This is a genomic window from Streptomyces sp. NPDC048295 (assembly GCF_040652135.1).
Lineage (GTDB): Bacteria > Actinomycetota > Actinomycetes > Streptomycetales > Streptomycetaceae > Streptomyces.
In genome coordinates, this window is the sequence record NZ_JBEZLL010000011.1 from 13,633 (window position 1) to 38,891 (window position 25,259).

Consider the following 25,259-nt stretch of genomic DNA (forward strand, 5'->3'; position numbering starts at 1 on the left):
CCATGGCGACCACCACGCTCACCGAGGCCGAGGACCGCACGGCGGTCGGGTACGCCGCCCGCATCGACCACGTCTCGAAGTCCTTCGGCGGACCGGAGGGGCCGCAGCTCGTCCTGGACGACATCACACTCGATGTCGCTCCCGGCGAGTTCGTCACCCTCCTGGGCGCCTCCGGGTGCGGCAAGTCGACCCTGCTCAACCTGGTGGCCGGACTCGACCGCCCGACCGCGGGGTCCATCGAGACCCCCGGCGGGCGGCCGGCCCTGATGTTCCAGGAGCACGCCCTCTTCCCGTGGCTGACCGCGGGCAAGAACATCGAACTCGCGCTGCGGCTGCGCGGCGTGCCCAGGGCCGACCGCCGCGCCGAGGCGGAGCGGCTGCTCGAACTCGTACGGCTCGGCGGGGCGTACGGGAAGCGGGTGCACGAGCTTTCCGGCGGCATGCGGCAGCGGGTGGCGATGGCCCGCGCGCTCGCCCAGGACAGTCGACTGCTGCTGATGGACGAGCCGTTCGCCGCGCTCGACGCCATCACCCGGGATGTGCTGCACGACGAGCTGACCCGGATCTGGCACGAGACGAACGTCTCGGTCCTCTTCGTCACGCACAACGTGCGCGAGGCGGTCCGGCTCGCCGAGCGGGTCGTCCTGCTGTCCTCGCGTCCGGGCCGGATCGCCCGGGAGTGGACGGTCGACATCGACCAGCCGCGCCGCATCGAGGACACCGCGGTGGCCGAGCTGTCCGTGGAGATCACCGAACAACTGCGTGGGGAGATCCGCCGACATGGCCAGCACTGAGACCGCCGCCGAGGACACCGCCCAGGACCTGGCGGGCCTGGAGGCGGGGCTGGACGCCCTCGACGCCGTACGGGTGAGCCGCACCCCGGTCCGCGAGGTGCTGGTGCGCAAGGTGCTGCCGCCGGTCGTGGCGGTGGTCCTGGTGCTCGCCGTCTGGCAGATCCTGATCTGGGCGCAGGTCACCGACGACTACAAGCTGCCGTCGCCGTCCCAGGTGTGGGACGAGGTGACCAACGCCTGGGCGCAGGGCACCCTGCTCGGCTACATCTGGACCAGCGTCTCGCGCGGTCTGCTCGGCTTCCTGCTGGCGCTGGCCATCGGTACCCCGCTCGGGCTGCTGGTGTCGCGCGTCAGGCTGGTCCGCGCGGCGATCGGGCCGGTGCTCTCCGGGCTCCAGTCGCTGCCGTCGGTCGCCTGGGTGCCCCCCGCGGTGATCTGGCTGGGGCTCGACGACAGGATGATGTACGCGGTGATCCTGCTGGGCGCGGTCCCCTCGATCGCCAACGGCCTGGTCGCGGGCGTCGACCAGATCCCGCCGCTGCATCTGCGGGCCGGGAAGACGCTGGGCGCCACCGGGCTCCGCGGCACCTGGCACATCGTGCTGCCGGCCGCGCTGCCCGGCTATCTGGCAGGGCTGAAGCAGGGCTGGGCGTTCTCCTGGCGTTCGCTGATGGCCGCCGAGATCATCGCCTCCTCACCCGATCTGGGGGTGGGCCTGGGGCAGTTGCTGGAACAGGGCCGGGAAACCAGCAGCATGTCGATGGTGTTCCTCGCCATCATCCTGATCCTCACCGTCGGCATCGCGATCGACCTGCTGATCTTCAGTCCGCTGGAGCGGTGGGTGCTGCGCGGCCGCGGCCTCCTCGTCAAGAGCTGAGTACGACCATGACCGCTCCGGTACTTCTCGTCATCGCCCACGGCAGCCGCGACCCGCGGCACGCGGCGACCGTGCACGCGCTCACCGCGCGGGTGCGGTCGCTGCGGCCGGGGCTGCGCGTGGCGACGGGTTTCCTGGACTTCAACGCGCCGTCGGTACCGCAGGTCCTGGAGCGGCTGGCCGCGCAGGGGGCGCAGGACGTCGTCGCGCTCCCCCTGCTCCTCACCCGGGCCTTCCACGCCAAGTCCGACATCCCCACGGTGCTGCGCGAGGCCCGGAGCAGACTGCCCCGGCTGCGGGTCCGGCAGGCCGAGGTGCTCGGCCCGTCCCCGCTGCTGAACTCGGCGCTGGAACGGCGGCTGCACGAAGCCGGGATCCGTCCCGGCGACCGGAGTTCGACCGGGCTCGTCCTGGCCTCGGCGGGCTCCACAGACCCGGAGGCGATCGCAGTGATCGCTGAAATCGCGCGGGAGCTGCGGCACACCGGTTGGTGTTCCGTGCGGCCTGCGTTCGCCTCCGCCACATCTCCCACGGGGTTCCCGCGCACCGAGGACGCGGTACGGGCCCTGCGGGACGAGGGGGTGCGCCGGGTCGCGGTGGCGCCGTACGTCATCGCTCCCGGCCGGCTCCCGGACCGGATCGCCGAAGGGGCGGCCGGCGCGGACGTGCTGGCCGATGTGCTCGGCGCCGCACCGGAGTTGGCGCGGCTGCTGCTGACCCGGTACGACGGGGCCCGGGTGCCGGCGGCCCGGACCGCGGCGCTCACCGCGTGACGCGGCGCCCGGTCATCCCACGTCCAGGCTGCCCGTGCGGGTGCGCTTGAGTTCGAAGAGGTCGGGATTCCCGGCGAGCACCCGGAAGCTGTCGAAGACACGTCCGGCCTCCTCGCCACGCGGTGCCGCCCGCAGCACGGGCCCGAACCACACGGCACCGTCGACATGGATCGTGGGCGTACCGACGTAACCGTCCGCCTCCGGGTCCTTTCCGGCGTCGTGGCTGCGCCGCAGCGCCTCGTCGTAGTCCTCCGAGTGCGCGGCGGCGGCGAGCCCGGCGGGCAGGCCGAGCTCCGCGAGGGACTCGGCGATCACCTCGTCGAAGTCCTCGTTCTTCTGCTGGTGGATACGGACGCCCATCGCGGTGTAGAGATCGCGGAGCACCCCGTCGCCGTGGGCCTCGGCCGCCGCGACCGCGACCCGTACCGGGCCGATCGACTTGTCGACCAGCTCCCGGTACCAGTCGGGGAGTTCATTGCCGGTGTTGTGCAGATGGAGGCTCATGACGCGGAAGCGGAGATCGATGTCGCGCCGCTGCTCCACCTCCAGCATCCAGCGGGAGGTGATCCAGGCGAAGGGGCATGCCGGGTCGAAGTAGAAGTCGACGGCGGTGCGGCTCTGTTCCGGTGTGTGCGATGTGGTCATGGGTCGAGCCTAGACAGGGATTGGCACGTGGTCCCGGGCCATTGACCGACGATTCGACCGGGCCACTTCGGACCGGGACGGGCGGTCGGAGCAATCCCCGGACGCGAACCGTCCGGGCACTGGTCCCGCAGGCCGGGCAGATCGGCACCGCGGGCCTGCGCGCGTGCGACGCGGGCCCGCTCGCGGGTACGTGGCCGATCCGGCACATCCGTGGTGGCGCCGCCGGGCCCGTGCGGTCGCGCCGGCCGCCGGGCCGCCCGTGCAGCCGGACGAGGACGAACAGCTGCGCCGGGCCGTTTCGGCAGCCGCGAGCCCCTGGACGCCGCCACCCTGCTCCTCCACCGGCAGGACCAGGGTCTTTCGTCCGGATCAGGCCCCGGTCCACTGCGGGTCGCGTCCGCTGTGGGCCAGTGCCCGCTCGAAGACCGACGCCGACGCGGGCACCGCCACCTCGTCGGCGAAGCCGTCGTACTGCCGGTAGAGCGCGGCCATGGAGTCGACGACGCCCAGGACATAGGCGGCCGCACCGTCGGAGAGCCGGTACTCCTCACCGACGGAACGGGCCACGTCCCAGCCGTGCAGGGCCGTCTCCGCGATGAGCATCGCGGCGATGTCGGCGGCCGGGGTGGCCGAACCCCCGAGGTCGACCTCGCCCTCCCAGACCGCCGGGTCCGACCAGGCGGCGACCGCGCGGTCCAGCTGCTCGGCGTACCGCTGCGCCCAGTCGGCGTCGGCGGTGAAGTCGCGGGCGGTGAGCTCCTCCGGGAGGTCCTTGCGCAGGGCGCGGTGCTCCAGGCCGTGGGAGGTGTACAGCACCCAGTGGTTGACGAGCCCGCGCAGATCCCAGTCGCCGCAGGGCGAGTTCGGTGCGCCGAGCTGCTCGGCGCGGATGGAGCGGGCGATACGGGCCGCCTCGGCGGCGACTTCGGTCAGGTACGTGTGCTCGTTCTTCATGCGTTCCAGTCTGAGGCCTTCCCGCCGGCCGGTATTGAAGAAATGCGACGCCCGAGCAGGGGCCCGTCCGGTGCGGCCCGTTCAGGGACGCTCGGCGTCGACGAGTGCGACGAGCTCGGCCACGGGCATCGAGCCGGCCTCCCGGCGCTCGCGCGCGAAGGCGTTCGCGGTACGGCGGAGCACCTCGTTGACCGGGGTGGGAACCCCGTGGAGGCGGCCGAGCAGCACGATCTCGCCGTTGAGGAAGTCGGCCTCGATCGTGCCGGTGCCCCGGCTGAGGCTCTGCCAGGACGAACCGCCACCGCGCGGGGAGCCGTCGAACGGTTCGAAGCGGATCCTTCCGGCGCGTACCGCCGCCTGTTCCTCCCGGCCGACCGGGTCGATTCCGGCGGCGGTGAGCACGGCCGTCCCCTCGGTGTGAGCGCGCTCGAACAGATCGAGGGCGTCCTGTCCGCCGAGCGGGCCGGTGACGGCCTCGATCGCGTTGGCGAGGTTGGAGAGCAGCTTGCCGTACTTCCAGCGCATCACGTCCGGCACGACGGGGGCGAGCAGCTTCGACTCCTCAAGGCCGGCGGCGATCAGCCGGGCCGTCCCGTCCGTCCCGGTGGGGTAGCGGCCCAGGTGCAGGATGCCGGTCAGCGGGGTACCGGCGGCAAGGACCTCGCCGGGCCGGACGAAGGTGGCGGGCAGCCAGACGCACATGCCGTACACCCGGTGGAAGCGGCGCAGGGCGAGCCGTTCGCTCTCCACCCCGTTCTGCGCGCAGATCAGCGGCAGCCGCTCCCCCGCCGTGCCGCCGCCGGCGACCGGCCGGACGCTCCACGTGTCGAGGGCGGCCGCGCTGTCCTGCGTCTTGACGGCGAGGACGAGTACGTCCTTGGCGGTCAGACCGAGCGCCTCGGGCCGGTCCACGACGGGGAGCCGGTGGGTGTGGGCGCCCTCGGGGGTGACGAGCCGCAGCCCGCCGGTCCGCAGCGCCTCGTACTGCGCACCGCGCGCCACGAGCACGACCTCGTGGCCGGCCTCGGCCAGACGTCCCCCGATGGCACCGCCGACGGCACCCGCCCCGATGACGACGTAACGCATCCCGACTCCCGTTCCACGGCCCACCGGTCAGAGATCCTGCCCCTCGAAGGGGCGTCGGCACCTCAGCATATGGTCGGTGGCCACAGCACCGATGACGACTAGTGTTCCTGTCATGTCTTCTCTCGCGCCCCTTCCCGACGATGTGTTCCTGCTCGGCGGCGAACTGCCCGTACGCCGGCTCGGCTACGGCACCGCCCAGCTGACCGGCTCCGGCTACTGGGGCCCGCGCGGTGAGCGGCAGGACGCCGTGGCGGTGCTGCGGGCCGCCGTCGAGCAGGGCGTCACACTCGTGGACACCGCCGACAACTACGGTCCGGGGCTGGCCGAGGAGCTGGTCGCCGAGGCGCTGCGCCCGTACCGCGAGGATCTGGTCATCGCGACCAAGGGCGGTGTGGTGCGCACCAGTGACAGCGCCTGGCACATCGCGGGCCGGCCGGAGCAGCTGCGGACGATGTGCGAGGCCAGTCTGCGGCGGCTGCGGACCGACCGGATCGACCTCTACCAGCTGCACCGGCTGGACCCTCAGGTGCCGATGGCCGACCAGCTGGGCGCCCTGGATGTGCTGAGGCAGGAGGGTAAGATCCGGTACATCGGTCTGGACACCCTCACCGCCGACCAGCTGGAGCAGGCGCTCTCCCTGACCGGGATCGCCTCGGTGCAGAACCGCTTCAATCTCCTCGACCGTTCGTCGGACGCGGTGCTGAAGGTGTGCGAGGCCCACGGCCTGGCCTTTCTGCCCTGGTTCCCGCTGGCCAACGGCGCTCTGACCGGCGACGCCGCCGCGGCGCTCACCGGCATCGCCGACCGGCACGGTGCCACCCGCGGGCAGATCGCCCTCGCCTGGCTGCTGCACCGGTCCCCCGTGCTGTGCCCGACCCCGGGCACCGGTTCGCCCGCCCACCTGGCGGAGAACCTGGGGGCCCGGGAGATCCGGCTGTCCGCCGAGGACCTGAGCCGCCTGGAGGCGCTCGCACCCGCGTGAAGGAGCATTCGCCCATGACCACCCCCCGTACCACCTCCGCCGTCCCTGCCCCGGCCGCCGCTCCCGAACCAGGTGGCGCCGCCCCGGTGATCCGGGCCGATACCGTCTCGCTCGTACGGGACGGCAAGGTGCTGCTCGACTCGGTCTCGCTGACCGTCCGGAGCGGCGAGCACTGGGCGCTGCTCGGTGCCAACGGTGCCGGGAAGAGCACGCTGCTGGGGCTGCTCGGCGCGGTCACCCACCCCACCCGGGGCTCGGTGGAGGTGCTGGGACGCACCCTCGGCCGGGTCGATCTGCGGGAGCTGCGGTCGCTGCTCGGGCATGTCAATCCGCGTCATCCGCTGCGCTCCCCGCTGTCGGTGCACGAGGTGGTACTGACCGGTCTGACCAACTCGGTCGAGCCGGTGCCCCGCCGGTCGGTGAGCGAGGAGCAGCGGGACCGGGCGGAGCGGCTGCTGAAGATGCTCGGCATGGGCGGCAAGTCGGGCTCGCGCTGGCCGGCGCTGTCGCAGGGCGAGCGGGGCCGTACGCTCATCGCCCGCGCCCTGATGCCGCAGCCGCGCTTGCTGCTGCTCGACGAGCCGGCCACCGGCCTCGACCTCGCCGCGCGTGAGCAGCTGCTCGACAGCCTGGATGTGCTGCGGGAGGAACATCCGGGGCTGGCCACGGTCCTGGTCACCCATCACCTGGAGGAGCTGCCCGCCTCCACCACGCACGCGCTGCTGCTGCGGGGCGGCCGGTGCGTGGCCTCGGGTCCGGCGGACGAGGTACTGACCACCGACCGGGTCAGCGACTGCTTCGGGCATCCGGTACGGATCTCCCGTACGGACGGCCGGTGGGCGGCCCGGGCGCAGCGCGTGGCCCGTCGCTGACCGGTGCTCAGCCGTCGGTTCCGGCGGCGCCGTCGAACGGTGTGGCCTGGTTGAAGTAGAGCACCCAGCCCTCGTCGGTCATCCGCCACACGGAACTGCGGTGGGCGAGGCGTCCCTTCGTCTCGGTGTCGTAGGTCAGGTGGACGAGGTCGTCGGCGAGCTGGACCCCGCTCATCCGGGACGCGGTGAGCGGGCCGGGGCGCGGGGCGTCCACCGCTGTCAGCGAGGCGATCATGGTGTCGCGGTCCCAGACCCGGCCGGTGTAGTCGATCTCGCGGTAGTCGGGGTGCAGCAGCCGTGCGAGGAGTTCGGCGGAGGCGCGCACGGCCGGGTCCAGAAGGCGCAGCTCGCCCTCGACCGCGGCGGCCACGCCGGGGGACGGTTCGGTCATGTGCGGCCTCCGTCGTGCGCGGGTGCCGTGGGTGCGGTGGTGCCTGCGGGTGCCGTGGTGCCTGTGGGTGCTGCGGTCCCCGTGGGTGCTGCGGTCCCCGTGGGTGCCGTCATCTCCACCAGCTTGACCACGGTGTTCCAGTTGCGCGAGGTGGCGACGAGGGTTTTGGTGACGGAGGAGCGCGACAGCGCCTCGGCGAGCTTCGAGCGGCCCAGTCCGTCGGGGGCGTAGAGGTAGAGCGCGCGGTCGCCCAGTCCGAATGCCTCGGGAAGGAAGGCCGCCTGGTCGATGCGGGCGAAGCGGCCGGCGTCGACCGGCTGGTCGTAGTAGGTGATGTGGAGCTGTTTTCCTTCGAGTTCGGCGGCCGGGAACGGGCAGGCCGCCGCAACTGCCGCCAGGTAGGCACCGTCCCGGACCAGGCAGGGTACAAAGAAGCCGAAGCGCTTCTCGATGGCCTGCTCCAGTTCGGCGGCGAGTGCGTTCTCGTCGTCCGACGGACTGCTGAAGACGGCATTGCCGCTCTGCAGGTGGGTCCGTACGTCTCCGTGGCCCAGTTCGGTGAGCAGTGTACGGAGTTCGGCCATCGGGATTTTCTTGTGGCCGCTCACATTGATCCCGCGCAACAGCGCCGCGTACATCGTCATGGCCACACCATAGGACGATCTCTTCGCACGATGCGGCCGCCGCGCCCCGTGGGGGAGGGCGCGGCGGCCTGTCATGGCTGCGGGCCGGTTACTCGACGACCTTCAGCAGCTTGTTCGGCGTGCCCTCGGTCGCGTTGGAGATCGCGTCGGGGGTGGCCCCGTCGGTCAGCGCCGTGGCGACCTCCTCGGGGGTGGCGTCCGGGTGACCGGCGAGGTAGACGGCGGCGGCACCGACGACGTGGGGGGTCGCCATGGAGGTGCCGGAGATGGTGTTGGAGCCGTCGTCGCTGTCGTTCCAGGACGAGGTGATGTCCGAGCCCGGGGCGTAGATGTCCACGATCGAGCCGTAGTTGGAGAAGTACGACTGCTCGTCGTCCACCGTGGACGAGGCGACCGTGATGGCCTCGGGGACGCGGGCCGGGGAGCTCTCGCTCGCGTCGGAGGAGTCGTTGCCTGCGGCCACCGCGAAGGTGACTCCGGAGGCGATGGCCTTCTGGACCGCGGCGTCGAGCGCCTCGTCCGCGCCGCCGCCGAGGCTCATGTTGGCGACGGAGGGGCCCTCGTGGTTCTCGGTGACCCAGTCGATGCCGGCGACGACCTGCTCGGTGGTGCCCGAGCCGGAATCGTCGAGCACCCGGACGGCGACGATCTTGGCCTTCTTGGCGACCCCGTAGGTCGCACCGGCGATGGTCCCCGCCACGTGGGTGCCGTGGCCGTTGCCGTCGTCGGCACTGTCGTCGTTGTCGACGGCGTCGTAGCCCGAGCTGGCCCGGCCCTCGAACTCGTTGTGCGTGGTACGGACACCGGTGTCGATGACGTACGCGGTGACACCCTCGCCCGCGCTGTCCGGGTAGGTGTACGCGTTGTCGCCGGCCGTCTCGGTCTGGTCGATCCGGTCCAGGCCCCAGGACGGCGGGTTCTCCTGGGTCTCGTCGATGTGGAACTTCTTGTTCTGGACGACCTTGGAGACGGCCGGGTCGGCCGCCAGGCGCTTGGCCTCGGTGAGCGAAAGGCCGCTGGCGGAGAAGCCGTTGATGGCGGAGCTGTAGTTCCGCTGCAGCTTGCCGCCGTACTCCTTGGCGAGCTTCGCCTTGTCGGCCTTCTGGTCCAGCATCACGATGTAGCTGCCGGAGACGGTGTCCGCCGCGTCCGCGCCGTAGACGACACCCATCGCGGGGGCGGGGGCCGCCCCGGCGAGGGAGGTGTTGAGCAGGGTGACTCCGGCGGCCGCGGCCACGGCGGTTATCGCCGCGGTCAGCTTGATCCGGCGTGCGCGCTTGTGAATTGCCATGAAGAGGGGTCTCCTCGTCATTCTTTGTGGGGGGATCGACCCCCGGCCGGAAGATCTCCGGGGGGCTGGCTCGAAACCCTCGCCGATTGACGCGCCCAGATCAAGACCTTCATGCGGCTGTGACTTACTCAACAAAGTTTCGTAATAAGAAACCGGCCAGCCGCGCCCAAGTCGGGCGCGGCCGCCGCAACATCCGCCGCGCACACCGGGCTTGGGGCACGACCGGCGCACTTCGCACATGGGAAGACGAACCCCGCCCGACCGTACGGACGGGCGGGGCGGCGGCTTGATTCCACCCCCGTGTTCACAGAGCTCTCACGAGGTGACCACGTTGAGGTCGGCTCCGTGCGACGCGGACACCGAAGGCCCCACCGGCCCGGCGAGCGGCACCTCGGAGCCTCGGTGTCTCAACGCTGGTAGCGGGCCAGGACCCGGTTCCCGTCGTCGACCAGACGCTTCCTCAGCTCCTGCGCCCCGATGGCCCCGCTGTAGTACTCCTGGAGGGCGGGCGTGGCGACCTTGTCCTTCCACTCCGGGTAGCCGCGCACCGACTGGGCGGGCGCCGGCCGGAGCGCCTTCGCGACGGCGACACCGGTCGCCCAGCCGTTCTCGGCGGTGTGCAGGGACGGGTCGGCGAGGGCCTCGGTGCCGGTCGGGAGCATCCAGTCGCCCTTGGCCAGGCGCACCATGTTCGGCGGCCGGAGCATGAAGTCGATGAACTGCGCGGCCTCCTTCTTGTGCGGGCTGGCCTCCGAGACGGACAGGGTCTGCGGGCTCACGCCCTGGGCGAGACCCGCACGGCCCGCGGGGGCCGGCAGGACCGTCCACTCGAAGCCCTCGGGCGCCTGCTCGACGACCTGCTGGCGGTACGAGAAGCCCAGCGGCACCATCGCGTACTTGCCGCCGAAGAATCCGGGCAGGGTGTCGGAGCCGCCCATGCCGAGTGCGGTGCGCGAGGCGCTGCGGTCGGTTTCGACCTGGGCGTGGATGGTGCCGGGGACGACCTGGTCGCCCTCGTCCGCGCGGATGGTCACCTTGCCGTCGGCGCCGCGGTGGAAGAGCTGCCCGCCGCCGGAGAGTCCGAGGTTGAGGGTGACGGAGACCGGTTCCTTGAGGGGCCAGGCGACGCCGTACCGGCCCTTGCCCGTCAGTTCCCTGGTGACCCGCCGGAACTCGTCCCAGCTCCACGGCTCGTCGGGGGTCGGGACGCGGACCCCGGACCCGGTGAGGATCCTGGTGTTGGCGATCAGGACACGGGGCTCCTGGAGGAACGGCACACCGTAGACGCCGTCGCCGAAGGTGGTGGTGGACCAGCTCTGCCGCGGGATGTCGTCGGTCAGCCGGCCGGGGAGCAGTCCGCGCAGGTCCGCGAGGTAGCCGCTGTAGGCGAAGTCGGCCAGGTCGTCGGAGGCGTCGTGGATGATGTCTGGCGCCTCGTCGCCCTCGAAGGAGGTGAGCAGCTGGTCGTGGACGGTGTCCCAGCTGCCCTGGAGGTAGCTGACATGGATGTCCGGATGGGCCTCGTTCCACTCCCTCACCAGCTGTTTGTTGGCGTCGACGGACTCCTTCTGCCAGGCCAGCGACTGGAAGCTGAGCTCGATCCGCCCGTCGGCGCCCCGGCCGCCGTCCGTCCCGGCGCAGCCGGTGAGCAGCAGGGCCAGCGCGGTGGCCGCTGCGACGGCCGTCGTGCGCAGGGATGCCCGCATCAGCTCTTCACCGCCCCGGCCAGCATGCCGCCCGTGATCCGCCGCTGGATGATCGCGAAGATCACCAGCGAGGGCAGGGTGGCGAGGAACGCGGCGGCGGCGAGCGGCCCGAGGTCGGCCGCGCCCTCCGCACCGATGAAGTGGGTCAGTACGACCGGCAAGGTCTGCTTCTCCGGGGTCTTGAGCAGGACGAGCGCGAAGAAGAGCTCGTTCCACGCGGTGATGAAGGCGAAGAGCGCGGTGGCGACGATGCCGGGGGCCAGCAGCGGTGCCGTGACCGAGACGAGGGTCCGCAGCCGGCCCGCGCCGTCGACCGAGGCGGCCTCCTCCAGCTCGGCGGGCACGGCCCGTACGTAGCCGATCAGCATCCAGAGCGCGAAGGGCAGGGCCCAGACGACGTACACCATGATCAGCCCCCACAGGGTGTTGATCAGATGGAGGTTCTTCAGGATCAGGAAGAGCGGGATGACCAGCAGGACGAGCGGGAACGCCTGGCTGATCACGACCCATCCGCCGGCCGCCGCCGAGAGCCTCGACCGGCGGCGGGCCATCACATATGCCATGGGGGTGGCGACGACGACCGCGACGAGGGCGGCGCAGACCGCGGCGATCAGCGAATTGGCGGCGGCCTGGAGCAGCGGCTGTTCGTCGAAGGCCTTGCGGAAGTTGTCGAGCGTCGGATGGTCGGGGATCCAGGTGGGGTGCAGGGAACCGAGTTCTCGCGCCGGTTTGAAGGCGGTGGAGACCAGCCAGAGGAACGGGAACGCCAGGAAGACGAGATAGCCGAGCAGCGCGGCGTACTGTCCGGCGCGTGCGGTTCTGCCGGTACGCATGCTCATCGGTCCTCGCCTCCCCTGAGCCGGCCGGCGAGATGGACGGCGAGGATCACGGAGATCACCGCGACCATCACACAGCCCATCGCCGCGGCGTATCCGAACTGCCCGTAGTGGAAGGCCTCTTCGTACGCGAAGAGCATCGGCAGCCGGGTGCGCCCGCCGGGCCCGCCGTTGGTCAGTACGTAGACCAGCGCGAAGGAGTTGAAGTTCCAGATGAAGTTGAGCGCGGTGATGGCGAGCGCGACCGGCCTGAGGACGGGCCAGGTGACGGTGCGGAAGCGGCGCCAGGCACCGGCCCCGTCCAGCGCGGCCGCCTCGTGGAGCTCCTGCGGGGTGTTCTGGAGCCCGGCGAGCAGGGCGACGGTGGTCTGGGGCATGCCCGCCCAGACACCCACGACGATCACGGCGGGCAGCGCGGTGGCGAGACCGGTGAGCCAGTCCCGGCCGTCGCCGAGGCCGAGATCGCGGATGGTCTCGTTGAGGATGCCCGCGTCCGGGTTGTAGACGAGCCGCCACATGAGACCCACGACCACCTCGGGCATCGCCCACGGAATGATCGCCAGCGCCCGCGCCAGCCAGCGCATCCGCAGATTCTGGTTGAGCAGCAGGGCGAGGCCGAGGGCCAGTACGAACTGCGGAACGGTGACGCCGAACGCCCACACCAGGCCGATCCGGAACGAGTCCCAGAAGAGGGTGTCGTGGAGCAGGTCCTGGAAATTCAGCCCGCCCACCCACTGGGTGGAGCGGGTGCGGCCGGACTGGGCGTCGGTGAAGGCCAGCGCGATGCCGTAGAGCAGGGGGCCGACGCTCAGGACCAGGATCGGGATCAGCGCGGGCAGCACCAGGAACCAGGTGCCGGCGCTCCGGCCGGGCGGCCGGGGCCGCTTGTCCCGCAAGCCGCCGGGCGGGCCGTGATGCTCCGAACGTACGGTTACACTAGTTAATGTCATGAATTCGCCCCCTTGCGTCATTCGATCGGTTTCATACCGTTCTGGCCGCTCAGGTGGCCTCCGTCATCGTGCTGACGGGCCGTCGGTTCGTCAAGCCAACCTGCACTGATGCGAAAATCGGAGCCATGAACGAGATGCGTGCGCGTGAGGTGCTGACCGCTGCCGGACTGTCCGGCGGTGCGGAGCTGCTCGCGCTGGGTGAAAACGCGGTGTTCGCCGTCGGCGACCTGGTGGTCAAGGTCGGCCGGGACGCCGTGCGGCACCCTGAACTACAAGGCCGGGCCGAACGCGAGGTGGCCGTCGCCCGGTGGCTGGCGGACTCGGGCGTACCCGCCGTACGGGCGGCCGAGGCCACGGCGCGCCTGGTCGAGGGCCACCCCGTGACCCTCTGGCACCGGCTGCCCGACGCCGTGCGCCCCGCCGAGCCGCGGGACCTGGCACAGCTGCTCACCCTGGTGCACGCGCTGCCCGCCCCGGACGGCCTCGGTCTGCCCCGCCGCGAACTGCTGGGCGGCGTCGAACGCTGGCTGCGGCTCGCGGGCGACGCGATCGACCCGGCCGACGCCGATTATCTGCGCGAGCGCCGCGACGGCTTCGCGGCGGCAGCCGCCGCACTGGTCCCGCACCTGCCGCCGGGGCCGATCCACGGCGACGCGCTGCCCCGCAACGTCCATATCGGTCCGGACGGGCCGGTGCTGGTCGACCTGGAGACCTTCTCCGCGGATCTGCGCGAGCACGACCTGGTGGTGCTCGCCCTGTCCCGGGACAGGTACGGCCTGGCGCCCGAGGCGTACGACGCGTTCACCGCCGTGTACGGCTGGGACGTCCGTGAGTGGGAGGGCTGCGCGGTGCTTCGCGGGGCCCGGGAGACGGCCAGCTGCGCCTGGGTGTCCCAGCACGCGCCGGGCAACTCGAAGGCCCTCGCGGAATTCCGCCGCCGGGTGGCCTCGCTGCGTGACGGTGACACGGCGGTGCGGTGGTATCCGTTCTGAGCACCGCCCCCTGAACCCCGGCTGCGGGGCCGGGCCGTCAGCCGGCGGCGACCCCGGCCGGCTCCCGCAGCGGCCAGTGGCCGTCGACCACCGCGTCGGCGGTGCCCTTGCGGCGCAGGAACTGCTGGAAGTCCGCAGCCCATTGCGCGTACCACTCCACCTGGCGCTCGTGCAGTTCGGCGGCGCTCAGCCCGGCGACCACGCCGTGCCGCTCGGCTATGGCGTACGCCACCCGGACCGCGGCCAGCGCGTCCGCCCCCGCGTCATGGGCTCCGCCGTGCACCACGCCGTACTCGACGCAGACCGCCTCCAGGTTGCGCTTGCCCTTGCGGTAGCGGTCGACGGCCCGGTCGATGGTGTACGGATCGATCACCGGCCCGATCCCCGCCCCTTCGAGCCGGTCGCTCAGCGACGGCAGTCCGTGCCGCTGCAACTCCGCCGTGAGCAATGTCAGATCGAAGGCGGCGTTGTACGCGACGACCGGCACGCCCCGGCGCCAGTACTCCGTGAGTGTCCCGGCGATCTCGTCGGCCACCTCGCGCACCGGCCGGCCCTCCGCCGCCGCCCGCTCGCTGCTGATGCCGTGGATCGCCGAGGCCTGCTCGGGAATCCGGATGCCCGGATCCGCCAGCCAGGTGCGCTGGCGCACCGGCTCCCCGTCCCTGCCGCCGACGCCGACGACCGCGGCCGTCACGATCCGGGCCTCCAGCGGATCGGTGCCCGTCGTCTCCAGGTCGAAGCCGACCAGCGCCTCCCGGTGCCAGCTCATCCCGTACCTCCTTCGTGGTGCTCTCCCCCAGGTGATGACCACCCTCGCACGCGCCACTGACAACGCGGTCGCAGCCCCTCAGGAGACGGGCCGGGAGTCCGTCCACACGGACTCGAACTCCTCGCGGTACGTCTCGAACAGCCCGTGCTCGTTGTCCTGCCCCGCCCGGACCACGGCACGCCCGCCGCCGCGCAGCACCAGCACGGGTGCCTCCATGCCGCGTGCGCGCCGCAGATAGGTCTGCACGACCCCGACCGCGTCCGTCCCGTCGCCGTCCACCAGATAGGCCGTGAAGCGCGGGGTCTCGTCGAACACATGGATCTCGAAGGCTCCCGGATCGCGGAGCTTGGAACGGACCCGGCGCATATGGAGGATGTTCATCTCCACCGACCGGCTCAGCTCGCCCTTCTTCAGGCCCAGCTCCCGCTCCCGGCGCTTGACCGCGCTGCTCGCCGGGTTGATGAAGAGCAGCCGCACCCGGCAGCCCGACTCGGCGAGCCGGATGAGCCTGCGCCCGGAGAAGTTCTGCACCAGCAGGTTGAGCCCTATGCCGATCGCGTCGAGCCGGCGCGAACCGCCGAAGAGGTCCTCGGCCGGCAGCTGGCGCTGGAGCCGCACCCGGTCGGAGTGGACGGAGACCACGTCCGCGTAGCGGTCGCCGACCAGTTCCTCGACGGCGTCGACCGGGAGCCGGTCGGCCGAGGGGACCGCGGCGCCACTGCCCAGGATCTCCAGGAGCCGGGCGGAGGCGCGCTCGGCCTGGGCGAGGACCGCCTCGTTCAGGGCGCGGTTGCGGGAGACCACGTTGCGGGCGACCTCCAGCTCGTCGAGCGCCAGCTCCACCTCGCGGCGGTCGTCGAAGTACGCCTCGAAGCACGGCCAGTGCTGGACCATCAGCTCACGCAGCTGCGGCAGCGTGAGGAAGCTGAGGACGTTGTCGTCGGCGGGGTCCAGCAGATAGCCCTTGCGGCGCGAGACCTCGCGCACGGCGACGGCGCGCTGCACCCACTCCTGCCCGGCGGGCCCGGCGGCGGCCACCACCCAGTCCTCGCCGTGCACCGGCTCGTAGATGGGCCGGAGCACCGCGGCGACCACGGCGCGCAGCCGCTGCTCCACGAGATTCAGCCAGATGTAGGCCCGCCCGGCCCGCTGGGCGCGCGTACGCACCTCGCTCCAGGCGTCCGCCCCCCAGTCCAGTTCCGCGCCGATCTCCATGGGCTGCGCAAGTGAAACCGCCCCTGGTGGGGCATCGGTGGATTCCCCCTCGTGACCTGGGTCACCTGGGGGCAGCTCGAAGCCTCCCGAGCTCACCCGCGCACCGCCTTCCACTCCCCCACCAACGATCAAGGAAGGGTACTCCGGGAGCGGGAGCCGGTGCAGCCCGATGCGCATGCTGCTTCGTCAACTCCTTTATGACGCAGGGATGTTCCCAGCGGCAAGATCTGCCGTAGTGAGGGGATTCATAGTGATTGAGCACCCCGTCCGGCGCCTGGTACCGGGCGAGCACCGGGGCCGGGGCCCCGGATCGCGGTTCCGGGCGACACGGAGAGGCCCGATGTTGACCGGACCGCGTGACGTGCCGGTCGGTCCTAGGTAGCCGCACCTGTTTCGGGGAAGATCTGGCTCAGAGCCTGTCGGGTGGCCTCCGGCCGGACAGCGGACGCGGTCTGGTGCGTGCGATTCCGAGGCGGAGGAAGGAGTCGGCGCGGAGCGTCGGCGACCGACGACAACGCGGGAAGCGTGCGTGCCAGGGCGTGACCGCCCGGTCGGAGGCCACCCGACAGGCTCCGGGGCCTGTCCGGCGGATCAGGGGTCGGACGGGTTCTGGCAGCCCGCAAGCCCCAGGCACCCGGATCAGAAGTGGAAGAGTCGAACCTATGCAGGTCTGGCCGGGACAGGCGTATCCCCTCGGTGCCACGTACGACGGCGCCGGGACCAACTTCGCGGTCTTCTCGGAGGCCGCCAGACGCATCGAGTTGTGCCTGCTGCACGACGACGGTTCCGAGACGGCGGTGGAGCTCAGGGAGACCGACGCCTTCGTCCGCCATGCCTATCTGCCCGGTGTGATGCCCGGTCAGCGGTACGGGTTCAGGGTCCACGGGCCGTACGAGCCGGAGCGCGGCGCCCGCTGCAATTCGGCCAAACTGCTGCTCGACCCGTACGCCCGTGCCGTCGCCGGGCAGATCCGGTGGGGCGAGGCGGTGTACGGCTATCCGTTCGGCCGGCCCGACGCGCGCAACGATCTCGACTCGGCGCCGCACACCATGACCTCGGTCGTGGTCAACCCGTACTTCGACTGGGGCGACGACCGGCGGCCCCGTACGGACTATCACCGCACGGTGATCTACGAGGCCCATGTGAAGGGCCTGACGATGCTCCACCCGGGGCTGCCGAAGGAGCTGCGCGGCACCTACGCGGGGCTGGCCCATCCGGAGGTGATCGCCCATCTGACCGAACTGGGCGTCACGGCGATCGAGCTGATGCCGGTTCACCAGTTCGTCCAGGACCACCGGCTGGCCGACGCGGGGCTGGCCAATTACTGGGGCTACAACACCATCGGCTTCTTCGCCCCGCACAACGCCTACGCCTCCTGGGGCGACCGCGGCGAGCAGGTGCTGGAGTTCAAGCAGGCCGTGCGGGCACTGCACCAGGCCGGTATCGAGGTGATCCTCGACGTGGTCTACAACCACACCGCGGAGGGCAACCACCTGGGTCCCACGCTCTCCTTCCGGGGCCTGGACAACGCCTCGTACTACCGGCTGGCGGACGACCAGCGGTACTACATGGACACCACGGGGACCGGGAACTCCCTGCTGATGCGGTCGCCGCACGTGCTCCAGCTGATCATGGACTCGCTGCGGTACTGGGTCACGGAGATGCATGTGGACGGCTTCCGCTTCGATCTGGCGGCCACCCTGGCCCGGCAGTTCCACGAGGTGGACCGGCTGTCGTCCTTCTTCGACCTGGTGCAGCAGGACCCGGTGGTCAGCCAGGTGAAGCTGATCGCCGAGCCGTGGGACGTGGGCGAGGGCGGCTATCAGGTGGGGAACTTCCCGCCGCTGTGGACCGAGTGGAACGGCAAGTACCGGGACACCGTGCGGGACCTGTGGCGGGGCGAGCCCCGGACCCTCGCCGAGTTCGCGGGACGGCTGACCGGCTCGTCGGACCTGTACCAGGACGACGGCAGGCGGCCGCTCGCCTCGATCAACTTCACCACCTGCCACGACGGATTCACGCTGCACGACCTGGTCTCGTACAACGACAAGCACAACGAGGCGAACGGCGAGGGCAACCGGGACGGCGAGAGCCACAACCGGTCGTGGAACTGCGGCGCGGAGGGCGACACCGACCAGCCGGAGGTCCTGGATCTGCGGATGCGGCAGATGCGGAACTTCATCGCCACGCTGATGCTGTCCCAGGGCGTGCCGATGCTGAGCCACGGCGACGAGTTCGCGCGTACGCAGCGGGGCAACAACAACGCGTACTGCCAGGACAGCGAGTTGTCGTGGGTGCACTGGCCGGACCCGGAAGAAGCCGCGGCGGACGACGCGGAGGAGGCCGGCCGGGACGGGGAGAGCGGCCTCGGCAGCAGTCTGCTGGAGTTCACCCGGGCGATGGTCTGGCTCCGCCGCGACCATCCGGTCTTCCGCCGCCGCCGGTTCTTCCACGGCCGTCCGGTCGAGGGCACCCACGACGACCTCTCGGACATCGCGTGGTTCACGCCGGAGGGCCGCGAGATGACGCAGCGGGACTGGCAGGCCGCACATGCCAAGGCGCTGACGGTCTTCCTCAACGGGCACGCGATCTCGGAGCCCGGGCCGCGCGGCGAGCGGATCTCCGACGACTCGTTCCTGCTGATGTTCAACGCGAGCGCCGAGACGCTGGAGTTCTCCGTTCCGGTGAACCTCGGCCGGCAGTGGCTGGTGGTGGTCGAAACGGCCCGCCCGGTCGGAGTCATGCCCGGCTCGGGGCCGAAGGTGGCGGCGGGCGATCGGGTGACGCTGGTCGGACGCAGCATGGCCGTGCTGCAGCGGCCCGCGTAGGCGTGTCCGGTGGCCGGGGCACACCGCCGGTCGAGCCCTTTGCGGCGTTCCGTGACACAGAAGCCGCCAGGCTGGGTACGAACGTCCGCATGACGCCCACCGCCACCTACCGGCTCCAGCTCCAGCCCGACTTCCCGTTCTCGGCCGCCGGGGAGGCCGTGCCGTATCTCGCCTCGCTCGGCGTCTCCCATCTGCATCTGTCCCCGGTCCTGGAGGCCGTGCCCGGCTCCCGGCACGGCTACGACGTCGTCGACCACGGCCGGGTCCGCGCCGAGCTCGGCGGTGAGGAGGGGCTGCGGGCGCTGGCCCGCACGGCGCGCGGGCACGGTCTCGGACTGGTCGTGGACATCGTGCCGAACCACATGGCCGCCGTCCCCCGCCACAACCACGCGCTGTGGGAGGTGCTGCGCGAGGGTCCCGGGTCCCCGTACGCCCGCTGGTTCGACATCGACTGGGCGGCGGGCGGCGGCAAGGTGCTGCTGCCGGTGCTCGGCGGGCGGATCGGCGAGGAGTTCGGCAGGCTCCGGGCCGACGGGGACGTGCTGCGCTACGGCGAACAGGAGTTCCCGCTGCGGACCGGCACGGCCGGTCTGCCGCTGGCCGAGCTGCTGGACGCCCAGCACTACCGGCTCGGCTGGTGGCGGCTGGCCCGCACCGAACTGAACTACCGGCGCTTCTTCACCATCTCGGAGCTCATCGGGGTGCGGGTGGAGGACCCCGAGGTCTTCGCCGCCACCCATGGCAAGATCCTCGAACTGGTCCGGGACGGCGTCGTCGACGGGCTGCGCATCGACCACCCCGACGGGCTGGCCGACCCCGCGGCCTACCTGGAGCGGCTCTCGGCGGCGACCGGCGGGCGGTGGACCGTGGTGGAGAAGATCCTCACCGGCGGGGAGCCGCTGCCTGCGGACTGGGCCGTCGCGGGGACGACCGGGTACGACGTGCTGCACCGTGTCGACGGCCTGTTCGTCGACCCGATGGGCGCGGCGGAGCTGGTCGGCCGCTACCGGGAGTACGCGGGCCCCGCCGGCGATCGCGGCGGTCACTGGACGGCGACCGTGCGCCGCGCGGCGTACCGGGTGGTGACGCACGAACTGGCAGCCGAGACGGAGCTGCTGACCCGGCTCGCGGTACGGATCTGCGCGGACGATCCCGCGCTGCGCGATCACGCCCCCTGGACACTGCACGCCGCGGTGCGCGAACTGCTGGTGCGGGTACCGGTCTACCGCCCGTACGCGACGGCCGGCGGGCCCTGCACGGCGGCGGCCGGACAGGCGCTGCCGGACTCGGTCGTGCGGGACGCGAAGGCGGTGTTCGCCGTCGCGGAGGAGGCCTCGGCCGTCGACGTGGTCCGGGATCTGGCGCTGGGGCGGCTGGGAGAGGGGCCCGAACGGGCCGCGTTCTGTGCCCGGTTCGCCCAGACCGCTTCCGCGTTGCGCGCCAAGTCGGTCGAGGACACGGCGTTCTACCGGTACGTGCCGTTGATCTCGGCCAACGAGGTGGGCGGCGAACCGGGGCAGCCCGCGGTGACACCGGAGGAGTTCCACACGTTCTGTGCCCGGCTGGCCCGCGACTGGCCGGCCACCGGCACGGCGCTGACCACCCATGACACCAAGCGGAGCGCCGATGTGCGGGCCCGGATCGCGGTGCTGACCCAGTGCCCGGAGTCGTGGTCCGGGCTGCTGACGGAGCTGGAGCGGGCCACCCCGGCCACCGCGCCCGACGCCCAGCTCGCCTGGCAGGCCTGGCAGACGGCCGTGGGCTGCGCGAAGCTGCCCGGCCGCGAGATGGCGGGCCGGCTGGAGCCCGCGCTGCTGAAGGCGGTCCGCGAGGCGGGGCTCTTCACCAGCTGGACCGAGTCCGACCCGGGCTACGAGCGGGCGGTGACGGACTTCGTCGCGGCCGGACCGGCCGCCGGCTCCGGTCCGGTGCGCGAGATTCTGGAGCGGTTCGCGAGCAGGCTCGACCCGTATGTGCGGGCCAATGTGCTGGGGGCGGCGCTGGTGCATCTGACGATGCCGGGTGTGCCGGATCTGTACCAGGGCACGGAGCGGGAGTACCTGGCGCTGGTCGATCCGGACAACCGGCGGCCGTTTCGCGAGCCGTCGCTGGACGGGGCCCTCGGCGAGAAGGGCGAGCTGACGGCGGCCGCCCTGCGGCTGCGGCGCGAGCGCCCGGAGGTGTTCGGCGAGTCCGGTACGTACGCCGCGCTGAGCGCCCGTGGCCCGGCGGCCGCGCACTGTCTGGCGTTCTGCCGCTCGGGCGAGGTGGTCACCGCCGTGACCAGGCTGTCGCTGCGGCTGGCCGAGTCGGGTGGCTGGCACGACACGGAGCTGGCGCTGCCGGACGACGGGCCGTGGAGCGATCTGCTGACGTCCGGCCGGGAGTTCGCCGGGGGATCGGTCGCGCTCGCCGAGCTCTTCGCCGTGCGGCCGGTGGCACTGCTCAGCCGGGCCGGACGAGGAGGGCCCGCGGACCACGGGTGAGCAGCCCGGCGCCGGCCGGGCGGAACCCGTCGGCCCAGCGGAGCCGGGGCATCGCGTCGAGCAGCGCGCCCAGGCCCTGCCGGGCCTCCAGCCGGCCGAGCAGGACGGCCGGGCAGGACGCGGGGCCGGTGAGGGACCGGCCCTGGTCGCGGCGGAAGGGGTCGAAGAGGTCGGGGGCGGCGAACCGTTCCGGATCGCGGCCGGCCGCGCCGGTCAGGCAGGCGACGACCGCCCCGGCGGGCAGGGTGCCGCCGCTGAGGGCGACCTCGGTGACGGTGCGGCGCAGCACCACCTGGACCGGCGGGTCGCGGCGCAGCGACTCGGTCCAGGCCCGGTCGGCCAGGGCGGGTTCGATGCGCAGGGCGGCGAGGAGGTCGGGGGCGTCCAGCACATTGGCGAGGAAGGAGGCGAGGGCCCGCTGGCGGAGGCCGGTGTCCCGGGTGCAGGGTGCGGCGGTGGTGCCGGTCACGATGCCTGTCCCGGTACCGGCCGGGCGGTGCGGCCGGGCGCTCGCGCCGGGGAGGGCGCCGACGGGCAGCCAGCGGCAGAACTCCTCGACGAGGTCGGCCTGCCGGCGGCCTGCGATCCGGCGCGCCAGGACGTATGCGGTCCGCTCGATCCGCGCTGCCGTGTGACGTGGTACCGGGCCGGGCGCGGCCGTGCGGTGCTTGCGGGGTGCGCAGAGCGGGCTGCCGTGGCAGAGGCCGAGCGGGGCGGGGCCGCCACGGGATGCGGTGTCGTGCGGGAGGCCGGCGAAACGGGGGTCGGTGAGGGCCGTGGCCACGTCCGCGTACCGGCTGACCAGCCAGGCGCCCAGGGGCGCGTCGTAGCTGAGTGGGTACTCCTCGCGGAGCACGCGGTAGAGCCGGTACGGGTCGTGCGCCGCGCCGGGTGAGAGCAGGCTGGGTCCGGTGCCCGGGCGGTGACCGCGCTCCGCCGCGGGTATGCCTTCCGGCGCGTCGGCCTGCATCGGTACCCCCGGGGCGTCAGGGCGCCGGTCTGCGGCGCGGTTTCCCTCCAGCGGACCACCCGCGACGGCGCCACGCAGCCGGCGTACGGCCGTCCGGGTGAGGGCGGTGCACCCGGTCGGAGGGGCTCAGTCGCCCGGCGTCCGGGGGCGGAGCGGCCAGGAGATCCCCAGCAGGCCGGTGAACGCGGCGGCGGCTCCGGTGAGTTCGACCCGGGAGAAGACCGCCAGCCGGCGCCGCCACGGAGGCTCCACGGCCAGGACCGCGCAGTCCTCACCGACCGCGCCCCGGACCACGTGCGCCGGTGCCGTGGCAACCCCGACCCCGGCCGCGGCCATCCGCACCGCCGTCGACGTGTGTTCGGTACGCACCGCCGTGCGGGGTGTGAAACCGGCCTCTCCGCAGGCCAGGTCGAGGAACGGCCGGCCGTGGACCACGGGTTCCATCGCGCAGCGCACCCATGGGCGGTCGGCCAGCTCCCGCAGGCGCACCGAGGTGCGTCCGGCGAGCGGGTCGTCGAAGGGGACCACCAGGACGATGTCCTCCTCGCCGACCGGGACGACCGGCCCCGGCCAGTGCGCGGGCGGCGGGCCGACGGCGAGGTCGGCGGTGCCGCGTTCGAGCTGTTCCTCCAGGGCTTCCGGGGTGGCGTACTCGTGGAGGACCAGGCCCACCCCGGGATGCGCCCGGCGCCAGCGCGCGAAGACGTCGGGGAGGATGCCGACGGCCACCGCGTGCACCGTCGCGATGTGCAGTTCGCCGCCCTCCGCACCCGCCGCGGCCCGTGCCGCCCGCGTGGCCCGGTCGGCGCTGCGCACGGAACGCTCGGCGTGCGGCAGGAAGGCACGCCCCATCGGGGTCAGGCGCACCCCGCGCGGCAGCCGTTCGAGCAGGGCCCCGCCGACGGCCCGCTCCAGGGCCTTGATCTGGTGGGAGAGCGCGGGCTGGGTGACATGGAGGAGCTCGGCGGCCCGGGTGAACGACGACTCCTCGACGACCGTGAGGAAGTACTCCATCTGCCGCAGGCTCATCGCGCTCTCCCCCGTGGTCCGTACCCATGAAGACTGTGCATCGGTGCCACAGAAACATTGCCTTGGACTCATGGCAAGCACCGGGCGGAGGCTGAGGCCATGACACGGACAGCGGCAACAGCAACGGCAACGGGTGAGAACGGTACGGAGACCGATGTCCTGGTGATCGGCGGTGGCACCGGCGGGTACTCCACCGCCCTGCGGGCCGCTTCCCTCGGTCTGGACGTGGTCCTCGTGGAGCGCGACAAGGTGGGCGGCACCTGTCTGCACCGCGGCTGCATTCCCAGCAAGGCGATGCTGCACGCCGCCGAACTCGTGGACGGCATCGCGGAGGCCCGGGAACGGTGGGGGGTGAAGGCGACCCTGGACGCGGTGGACTGGCCGGCCCTGGTCGCCACCCGGGACGACATCGTGGCGCGCAACCACCGCGGCGTGGAGGACCACCTCGCGCACGCGGCGGTCCGAGTGGTGCGCGGGAGCGCCGGGTTGACCGGTACGCGCAGCGCTCATGTCACCGGTCACGGGACGGTCGTGGCGCGCCGCGGCATCGTCCTGGCGACCGGTTCGCGACCGCGCGTGCTGCCGGGGCTGAAGGCGGACGGGCACCGGGTGGTCACCAGCGACGACGCGCTGTTCGCGCCGGGGCTGCCGCGGACCGTCCTGGTGCTGGGCGGCGGGGCGATCGGCGTCGAGTACGCCTCGTTCCACCGGTCGATGGGCGCCGATGTGACCCTGGTGGAGGCCGCGGACCGGCTCGTGCCGCTGGAGGACGCCGATGTGTCGCGCCATCTGGCCCGCGGTCTGAAGAAGCGCGGGATCGATGTGCTCACCGGGACGCGGCTGACGGACGCGAGCGTGCGGGACGACGGGGTGCTCGCGGCCCTGCGCACCTCGCGCGGCGAGACCCGCACGGTGCGGGTGGAGCGGCTGCTCGTCGCGGTGGGGCGGGCTCCGGTGACCGAAGGGCTGGGGCTCGCGGCGGCGGGGCTGGCCGCCGATGAGCGGGGCCATGTCGCGCCCGCCGACTGGTCACGTCTCGAAACGCCGGTGCCGGGCATCCATGTGGTGGGCGATCTGCTGCCGCCGCCGTCCCCCGGGCTGGCCCACGCGTCGTTCGCGGAGGGGCTGCTGGTCGCCGAGACGCTGGCCGGTCTGCCCTCACCGGCGGTGGACTACGCCGCCGTCCCCCGGGTCACGTACTCGTCCCCGCAGACCGCCGCGGTGGGCCTGACCGAGGCGGAGGCGCGTAACGCCGGGCACGACGTCACGGTGGGCGGCATGCCGCTGACCGCGGTGGCCAAGGGGATGGTGCACGGGCGGGGCGGCATGGTGAAGGTGGTCGCCGAGCGCGGCGGCCGGGTGCTCGGGGTGCATCTCGTCGGACCGCATGTCTCCGAGATGATCGCCGAGAGTCAGCTCGTCGTCGGCTGGGACGCCGAACCGGCCGACGCGGCCCGTCACATCCACGCCCATCCGACGCTCTCCGAGGCGGTCGGCGAGGTCTTTCTCACCCTCGGCGGACGCGGGCTGCACCAGCGGTCCTGAACCGGTCGGCCCCGGCGGGGGACCCTCAGTCCGGGGGCCCGAGGACGGGCGCGGAGAGCCGGAAGCTCATCCGTCCGAAGCTCACCTGGTCGCCGTCGCGGACCGGGACCGTGCCGGTGACCCGCTGGCCGTTGACGCAGGTGCCGTTGGTCGAGCCGAGGTCGCGCAGCAGCCAGCAGCCGCCCCGCACGGTGAGCTCGGCGTGCATCCGGGAGACGGTCTCGTGGTTGAGCCGCAGGCCGTTGCCGGGGTCACGGCCGATCAGCAGGGGGTGCGGGCCGGGGGTGGGGAGGAGGAGCTTCGGGAGCCGCTCGGTCTGCCAGACCCGGCGTACCCGGCCGGGGAATCCGGACACCCCGCCCACGACCCGGAGTATCCGCCGTGACCAGCGGCCCTCGCCCTCCAGGTCGACGGTGAGTGCGTCCAGTTCCTCGGAGCGCCGGGCGGTGAGGGCCAGCTCCATGCGCCGCATGAAGGTGTCGTGGGACAGCTTTCCCTGTGCCGCGCCGTCTCTGAGTACGCCGAGCACACGGTCGCGCTGGGCGTCGGACAGCCGCACGGAATACGTGTGGGACTCGAAGGAGGACGTCACACGGCCAATTGTCGGTCCGACCGACCCGGGGT

At 72.3% G+C, this 25,259-nt stretch carries 22 protein-coding genes and 1 pseudogene; 9 read left to right on the forward strand and 14 right to left on the reverse strand.

The window, feature by feature from the left end:
- The first annotated feature begins 2 nt into the window (after positions 1–2).
- Genes AB0D53_RS18130 through AB0D53_RS18140 form a run of 3 tightly spaced genes read left to right on the forward strand, consistent with a single transcriptional unit; the run spans position 3 to position 2,444 of the window.
- The gene (locus tag AB0D53_RS18130; protein WP_362447138.1) at positions 3–794 is read left to right on the forward strand and encodes an ABC transporter ATP-binding protein; all 792 of its coding nucleotides are present in this window, start codon (positions 3–5) and stop codon (positions 792–794) included.
- Positions 781–1,671, forward strand: a complete 891-nt coding sequence (locus AB0D53_RS18135; RefSeq protein WP_362447142.1) for an ABC transporter permease — start codon at positions 781–783, stop codon at positions 1,669–1,671. The genes AB0D53_RS18130 and AB0D53_RS18135 overlap by 14 nt, the downstream gene beginning before the upstream one ends.
- Positions 1,672–1,679: 8 nt before the next feature.
- Positions 1,680–2,444 carry a sirohydrochlorin chelatase gene (locus tag AB0D53_RS18140; protein ID WP_362447145.1) on the forward strand — a complete coding sequence of 255 codons (765 nt, stop codon included), beginning with the start codon at positions 1,680–1,682 and terminating at the stop codon, positions 2,442–2,444.
- 12 nt (positions 2,445–2,456) lie between these two features.
- Here AB0D53_RS18140 and AB0D53_RS18145 read toward each other — a convergent pair whose 3' ends face one another.
- From AB0D53_RS18145 to AB0D53_RS18155, 3 genes are all read right to left on the reverse strand, one after another.
- Positions 2,457–3,089 (reverse strand): DsbA family protein, encoded by a 633-nt coding sequence (locus AB0D53_RS18145; RefSeq protein WP_362447147.1) that lies wholly within the window; start codon positions 3,087–3,089, stop codon positions 2,457–2,459.
- A gap of 369 nt (positions 3,090–3,458) precedes the next feature.
- Positions 3,459–4,043, reverse strand: a complete 585-nt coding sequence (locus AB0D53_RS18150) for a TIGR03086 family metal-binding protein (RefSeq protein ID WP_362447150.1) — start codon at positions 4,041–4,043, stop codon at positions 3,459–3,461.
- Positions 4,044–4,124: 81 nt separating this feature from the next.
- Positions 4,125–5,129, reverse strand: coding sequence for a 2-dehydropantoate 2-reductase N-terminal domain-containing protein (locus tag AB0D53_RS18155; protein ID WP_362447157.1), 1,005 nt, complete (start codon positions 5,127–5,129; stop codon positions 4,125–4,127).
- A 112-nt stretch (positions 5,130–5,241) separates the two neighbouring features.
- Here AB0D53_RS18155 and AB0D53_RS18160 point away from each other — a divergent pair, with 112 nt between their 5' ends.
- Positions 5,242–6,111, forward strand: coding sequence for an aldo/keto reductase (locus tag AB0D53_RS18160; RefSeq protein ID WP_362447160.1), 870 nt, complete (start codon positions 5,242–5,244; stop codon positions 6,109–6,111).
- A 14-nt stretch (positions 6,112–6,125) separates the two neighbouring features.
- Complete coding sequence (locus AB0D53_RS18165) at positions 6,126–6,983, forward strand: ATP-binding cassette domain-containing protein (RefSeq protein WP_362447163.1); 858 nt, start codon at positions 6,126–6,128, stop codon at positions 6,981–6,983.
- A gap of 7 nt (positions 6,984–6,990) precedes the next feature.
- On the opposite strand, the gene AB0D53_RS18170 is transcribed toward AB0D53_RS18165, so the two are convergent.
- The 6 genes and pseudogenes from AB0D53_RS18170 to AB0D53_RS18195 form a co-directional block, all read right to left on the reverse strand.
- Positions 6,991–7,374: a nuclear transport factor 2 family protein gene (locus tag AB0D53_RS18170; RefSeq protein ID WP_362447166.1), complete on the reverse strand. Its 384-nt coding sequence runs from the start codon at positions 7,372–7,374 to the stop codon at positions 6,991–6,993.
- 107 nt (positions 7,375–7,481) lie between these two features.
- Positions 7,482–8,018: pseudogene (locus AB0D53_RS18175) on the reverse strand (DUF1697 domain-containing protein); the annotation flags it as partial.
- Between the two features lie 88 nt (positions 8,019–8,106).
- On the reverse strand, positions 8,107–9,309 hold the full coding sequence (locus AB0D53_RS18180) for a S8 family serine peptidase (RefSeq protein ID WP_362447169.1): 1,203 nt from the start codon (positions 9,307–9,309) through the stop codon (positions 8,107–8,109).
- Between the two features lie 407 nt (positions 9,310–9,716).
- Complete coding sequence (locus tag AB0D53_RS18185; protein WP_362447172.1) at positions 9,717–11,015, reverse strand: extracellular solute-binding protein; 1,299 nt, start codon at positions 11,013–11,015, stop codon at positions 9,717–9,719.
- On the reverse strand, positions 11,015–11,854 hold the full coding sequence (locus tag AB0D53_RS18190; RefSeq protein WP_362447175.1) for a carbohydrate ABC transporter permease: 840 nt from the start codon (positions 11,852–11,854) through the stop codon (positions 11,015–11,017). Before AB0D53_RS18190 ends, AB0D53_RS18185 begins: the two co-directional genes overlap by 1 nt.
- Positions 11,851–12,801, reverse strand: coding sequence for a sugar ABC transporter permease (locus AB0D53_RS18195; RefSeq protein ID WP_362447178.1), 951 nt, complete (start codon positions 12,799–12,801; stop codon positions 11,851–11,853). The genes AB0D53_RS18190 and AB0D53_RS18195 overlap by 4 nt, the downstream gene beginning before the upstream one ends.
- A gap of 125 nt (positions 12,802–12,926) precedes the next feature.
- Between AB0D53_RS18195 and AB0D53_RS18200 the strand changes: the two genes are divergently transcribed.
- Positions 12,927–13,793 carry an aminoglycoside phosphotransferase family protein gene (locus AB0D53_RS18200; RefSeq protein ID WP_362447181.1) on the forward strand — a complete coding sequence of 289 codons (867 nt, stop codon included), beginning with the start codon at positions 12,927–12,929 and terminating at the stop codon, positions 13,791–13,793.
- 37 nt (positions 13,794–13,830) lie between these two features.
- Here AB0D53_RS18200 and AB0D53_RS18205 read toward each other — a convergent pair whose 3' ends face one another.
- Positions 13,831–14,562, reverse strand: a complete 732-nt coding sequence (locus tag AB0D53_RS18205) for a 3'-5' exonuclease (protein ID WP_362447183.1) — start codon at positions 14,560–14,562, stop codon at positions 13,831–13,833.
- A gap of 78 nt (positions 14,563–14,640) precedes the next feature.
- Positions 14,641–15,873 carry an SAV2148 family HEPN domain-containing protein gene (locus tag AB0D53_RS18210; protein WP_362447186.1) on the reverse strand — a complete coding sequence of 411 codons (1,233 nt, stop codon included), beginning with the start codon at positions 15,871–15,873 and terminating at the stop codon, positions 14,641–14,643.
- Between the two features lie 566 nt (positions 15,874–16,439).
- Between AB0D53_RS18210 and glgX the strand changes: the two genes are divergently transcribed.
- Complete coding sequence (gene glgX, locus AB0D53_RS18215; RefSeq protein ID WP_362447189.1) at positions 16,440–18,605, forward strand: glycogen debranching protein GlgX; 2,166 nt, start codon at positions 16,440–16,442, stop codon at positions 18,603–18,605.
- 89 nt (positions 18,606–18,694) lie between these two features.
- Positions 18,695–21,091: a malto-oligosyltrehalose synthase gene (gene treY, locus AB0D53_RS18220; RefSeq protein WP_362447192.1), complete on the forward strand. Its 2,397-nt coding sequence runs from the start codon at positions 18,695–18,697 to the stop codon at positions 21,089–21,091.
- Here treY and AB0D53_RS18225 read toward each other — a convergent pair.
- Together AB0D53_RS18225 and AB0D53_RS18230 are read right to left on the reverse strand one after the other, a co-directional pair.
- Entirely contained in the window at positions 21,051–22,061 is a 1,011-nt protein-coding gene (locus tag AB0D53_RS18225; RefSeq protein WP_362447195.1) for a cytochrome P450, read from the reverse strand. The genes treY and AB0D53_RS18225 overlap by 41 nt on opposite strands.
- A gap of 126 nt (positions 22,062–22,187) precedes the next feature.
- Positions 22,188–23,090, reverse strand: a complete 903-nt coding sequence (locus tag AB0D53_RS18230) for a LysR family transcriptional regulator (RefSeq protein WP_362447198.1) — start codon at positions 23,088–23,090, stop codon at positions 22,188–22,190.
- Between the two features lie 99 nt (positions 23,091–23,189).
- On the opposite strand from AB0D53_RS18230, the gene lpdA reads away from it, so the two are divergent.
- A complete protein-coding gene (lpdA, locus tag AB0D53_RS18235; protein WP_362447202.1) occupies positions 23,190–24,635 on the forward strand; it encodes a dihydrolipoyl dehydrogenase in 1,446 nt (481 codons plus the stop codon).
- Between the two features lie 25 nt (positions 24,636–24,660).
- Here lpdA and AB0D53_RS18240 read toward each other — a convergent pair whose 3' ends face one another.
- Complete coding sequence (locus tag AB0D53_RS18240; protein WP_362447205.1) at positions 24,661–25,227, reverse strand: DUF1707 and FHA domain-containing protein; 567 nt, start codon at positions 25,225–25,227, stop codon at positions 24,661–24,663.
- Positions 25,228–25,259: the final 32 nt, after the last annotated feature.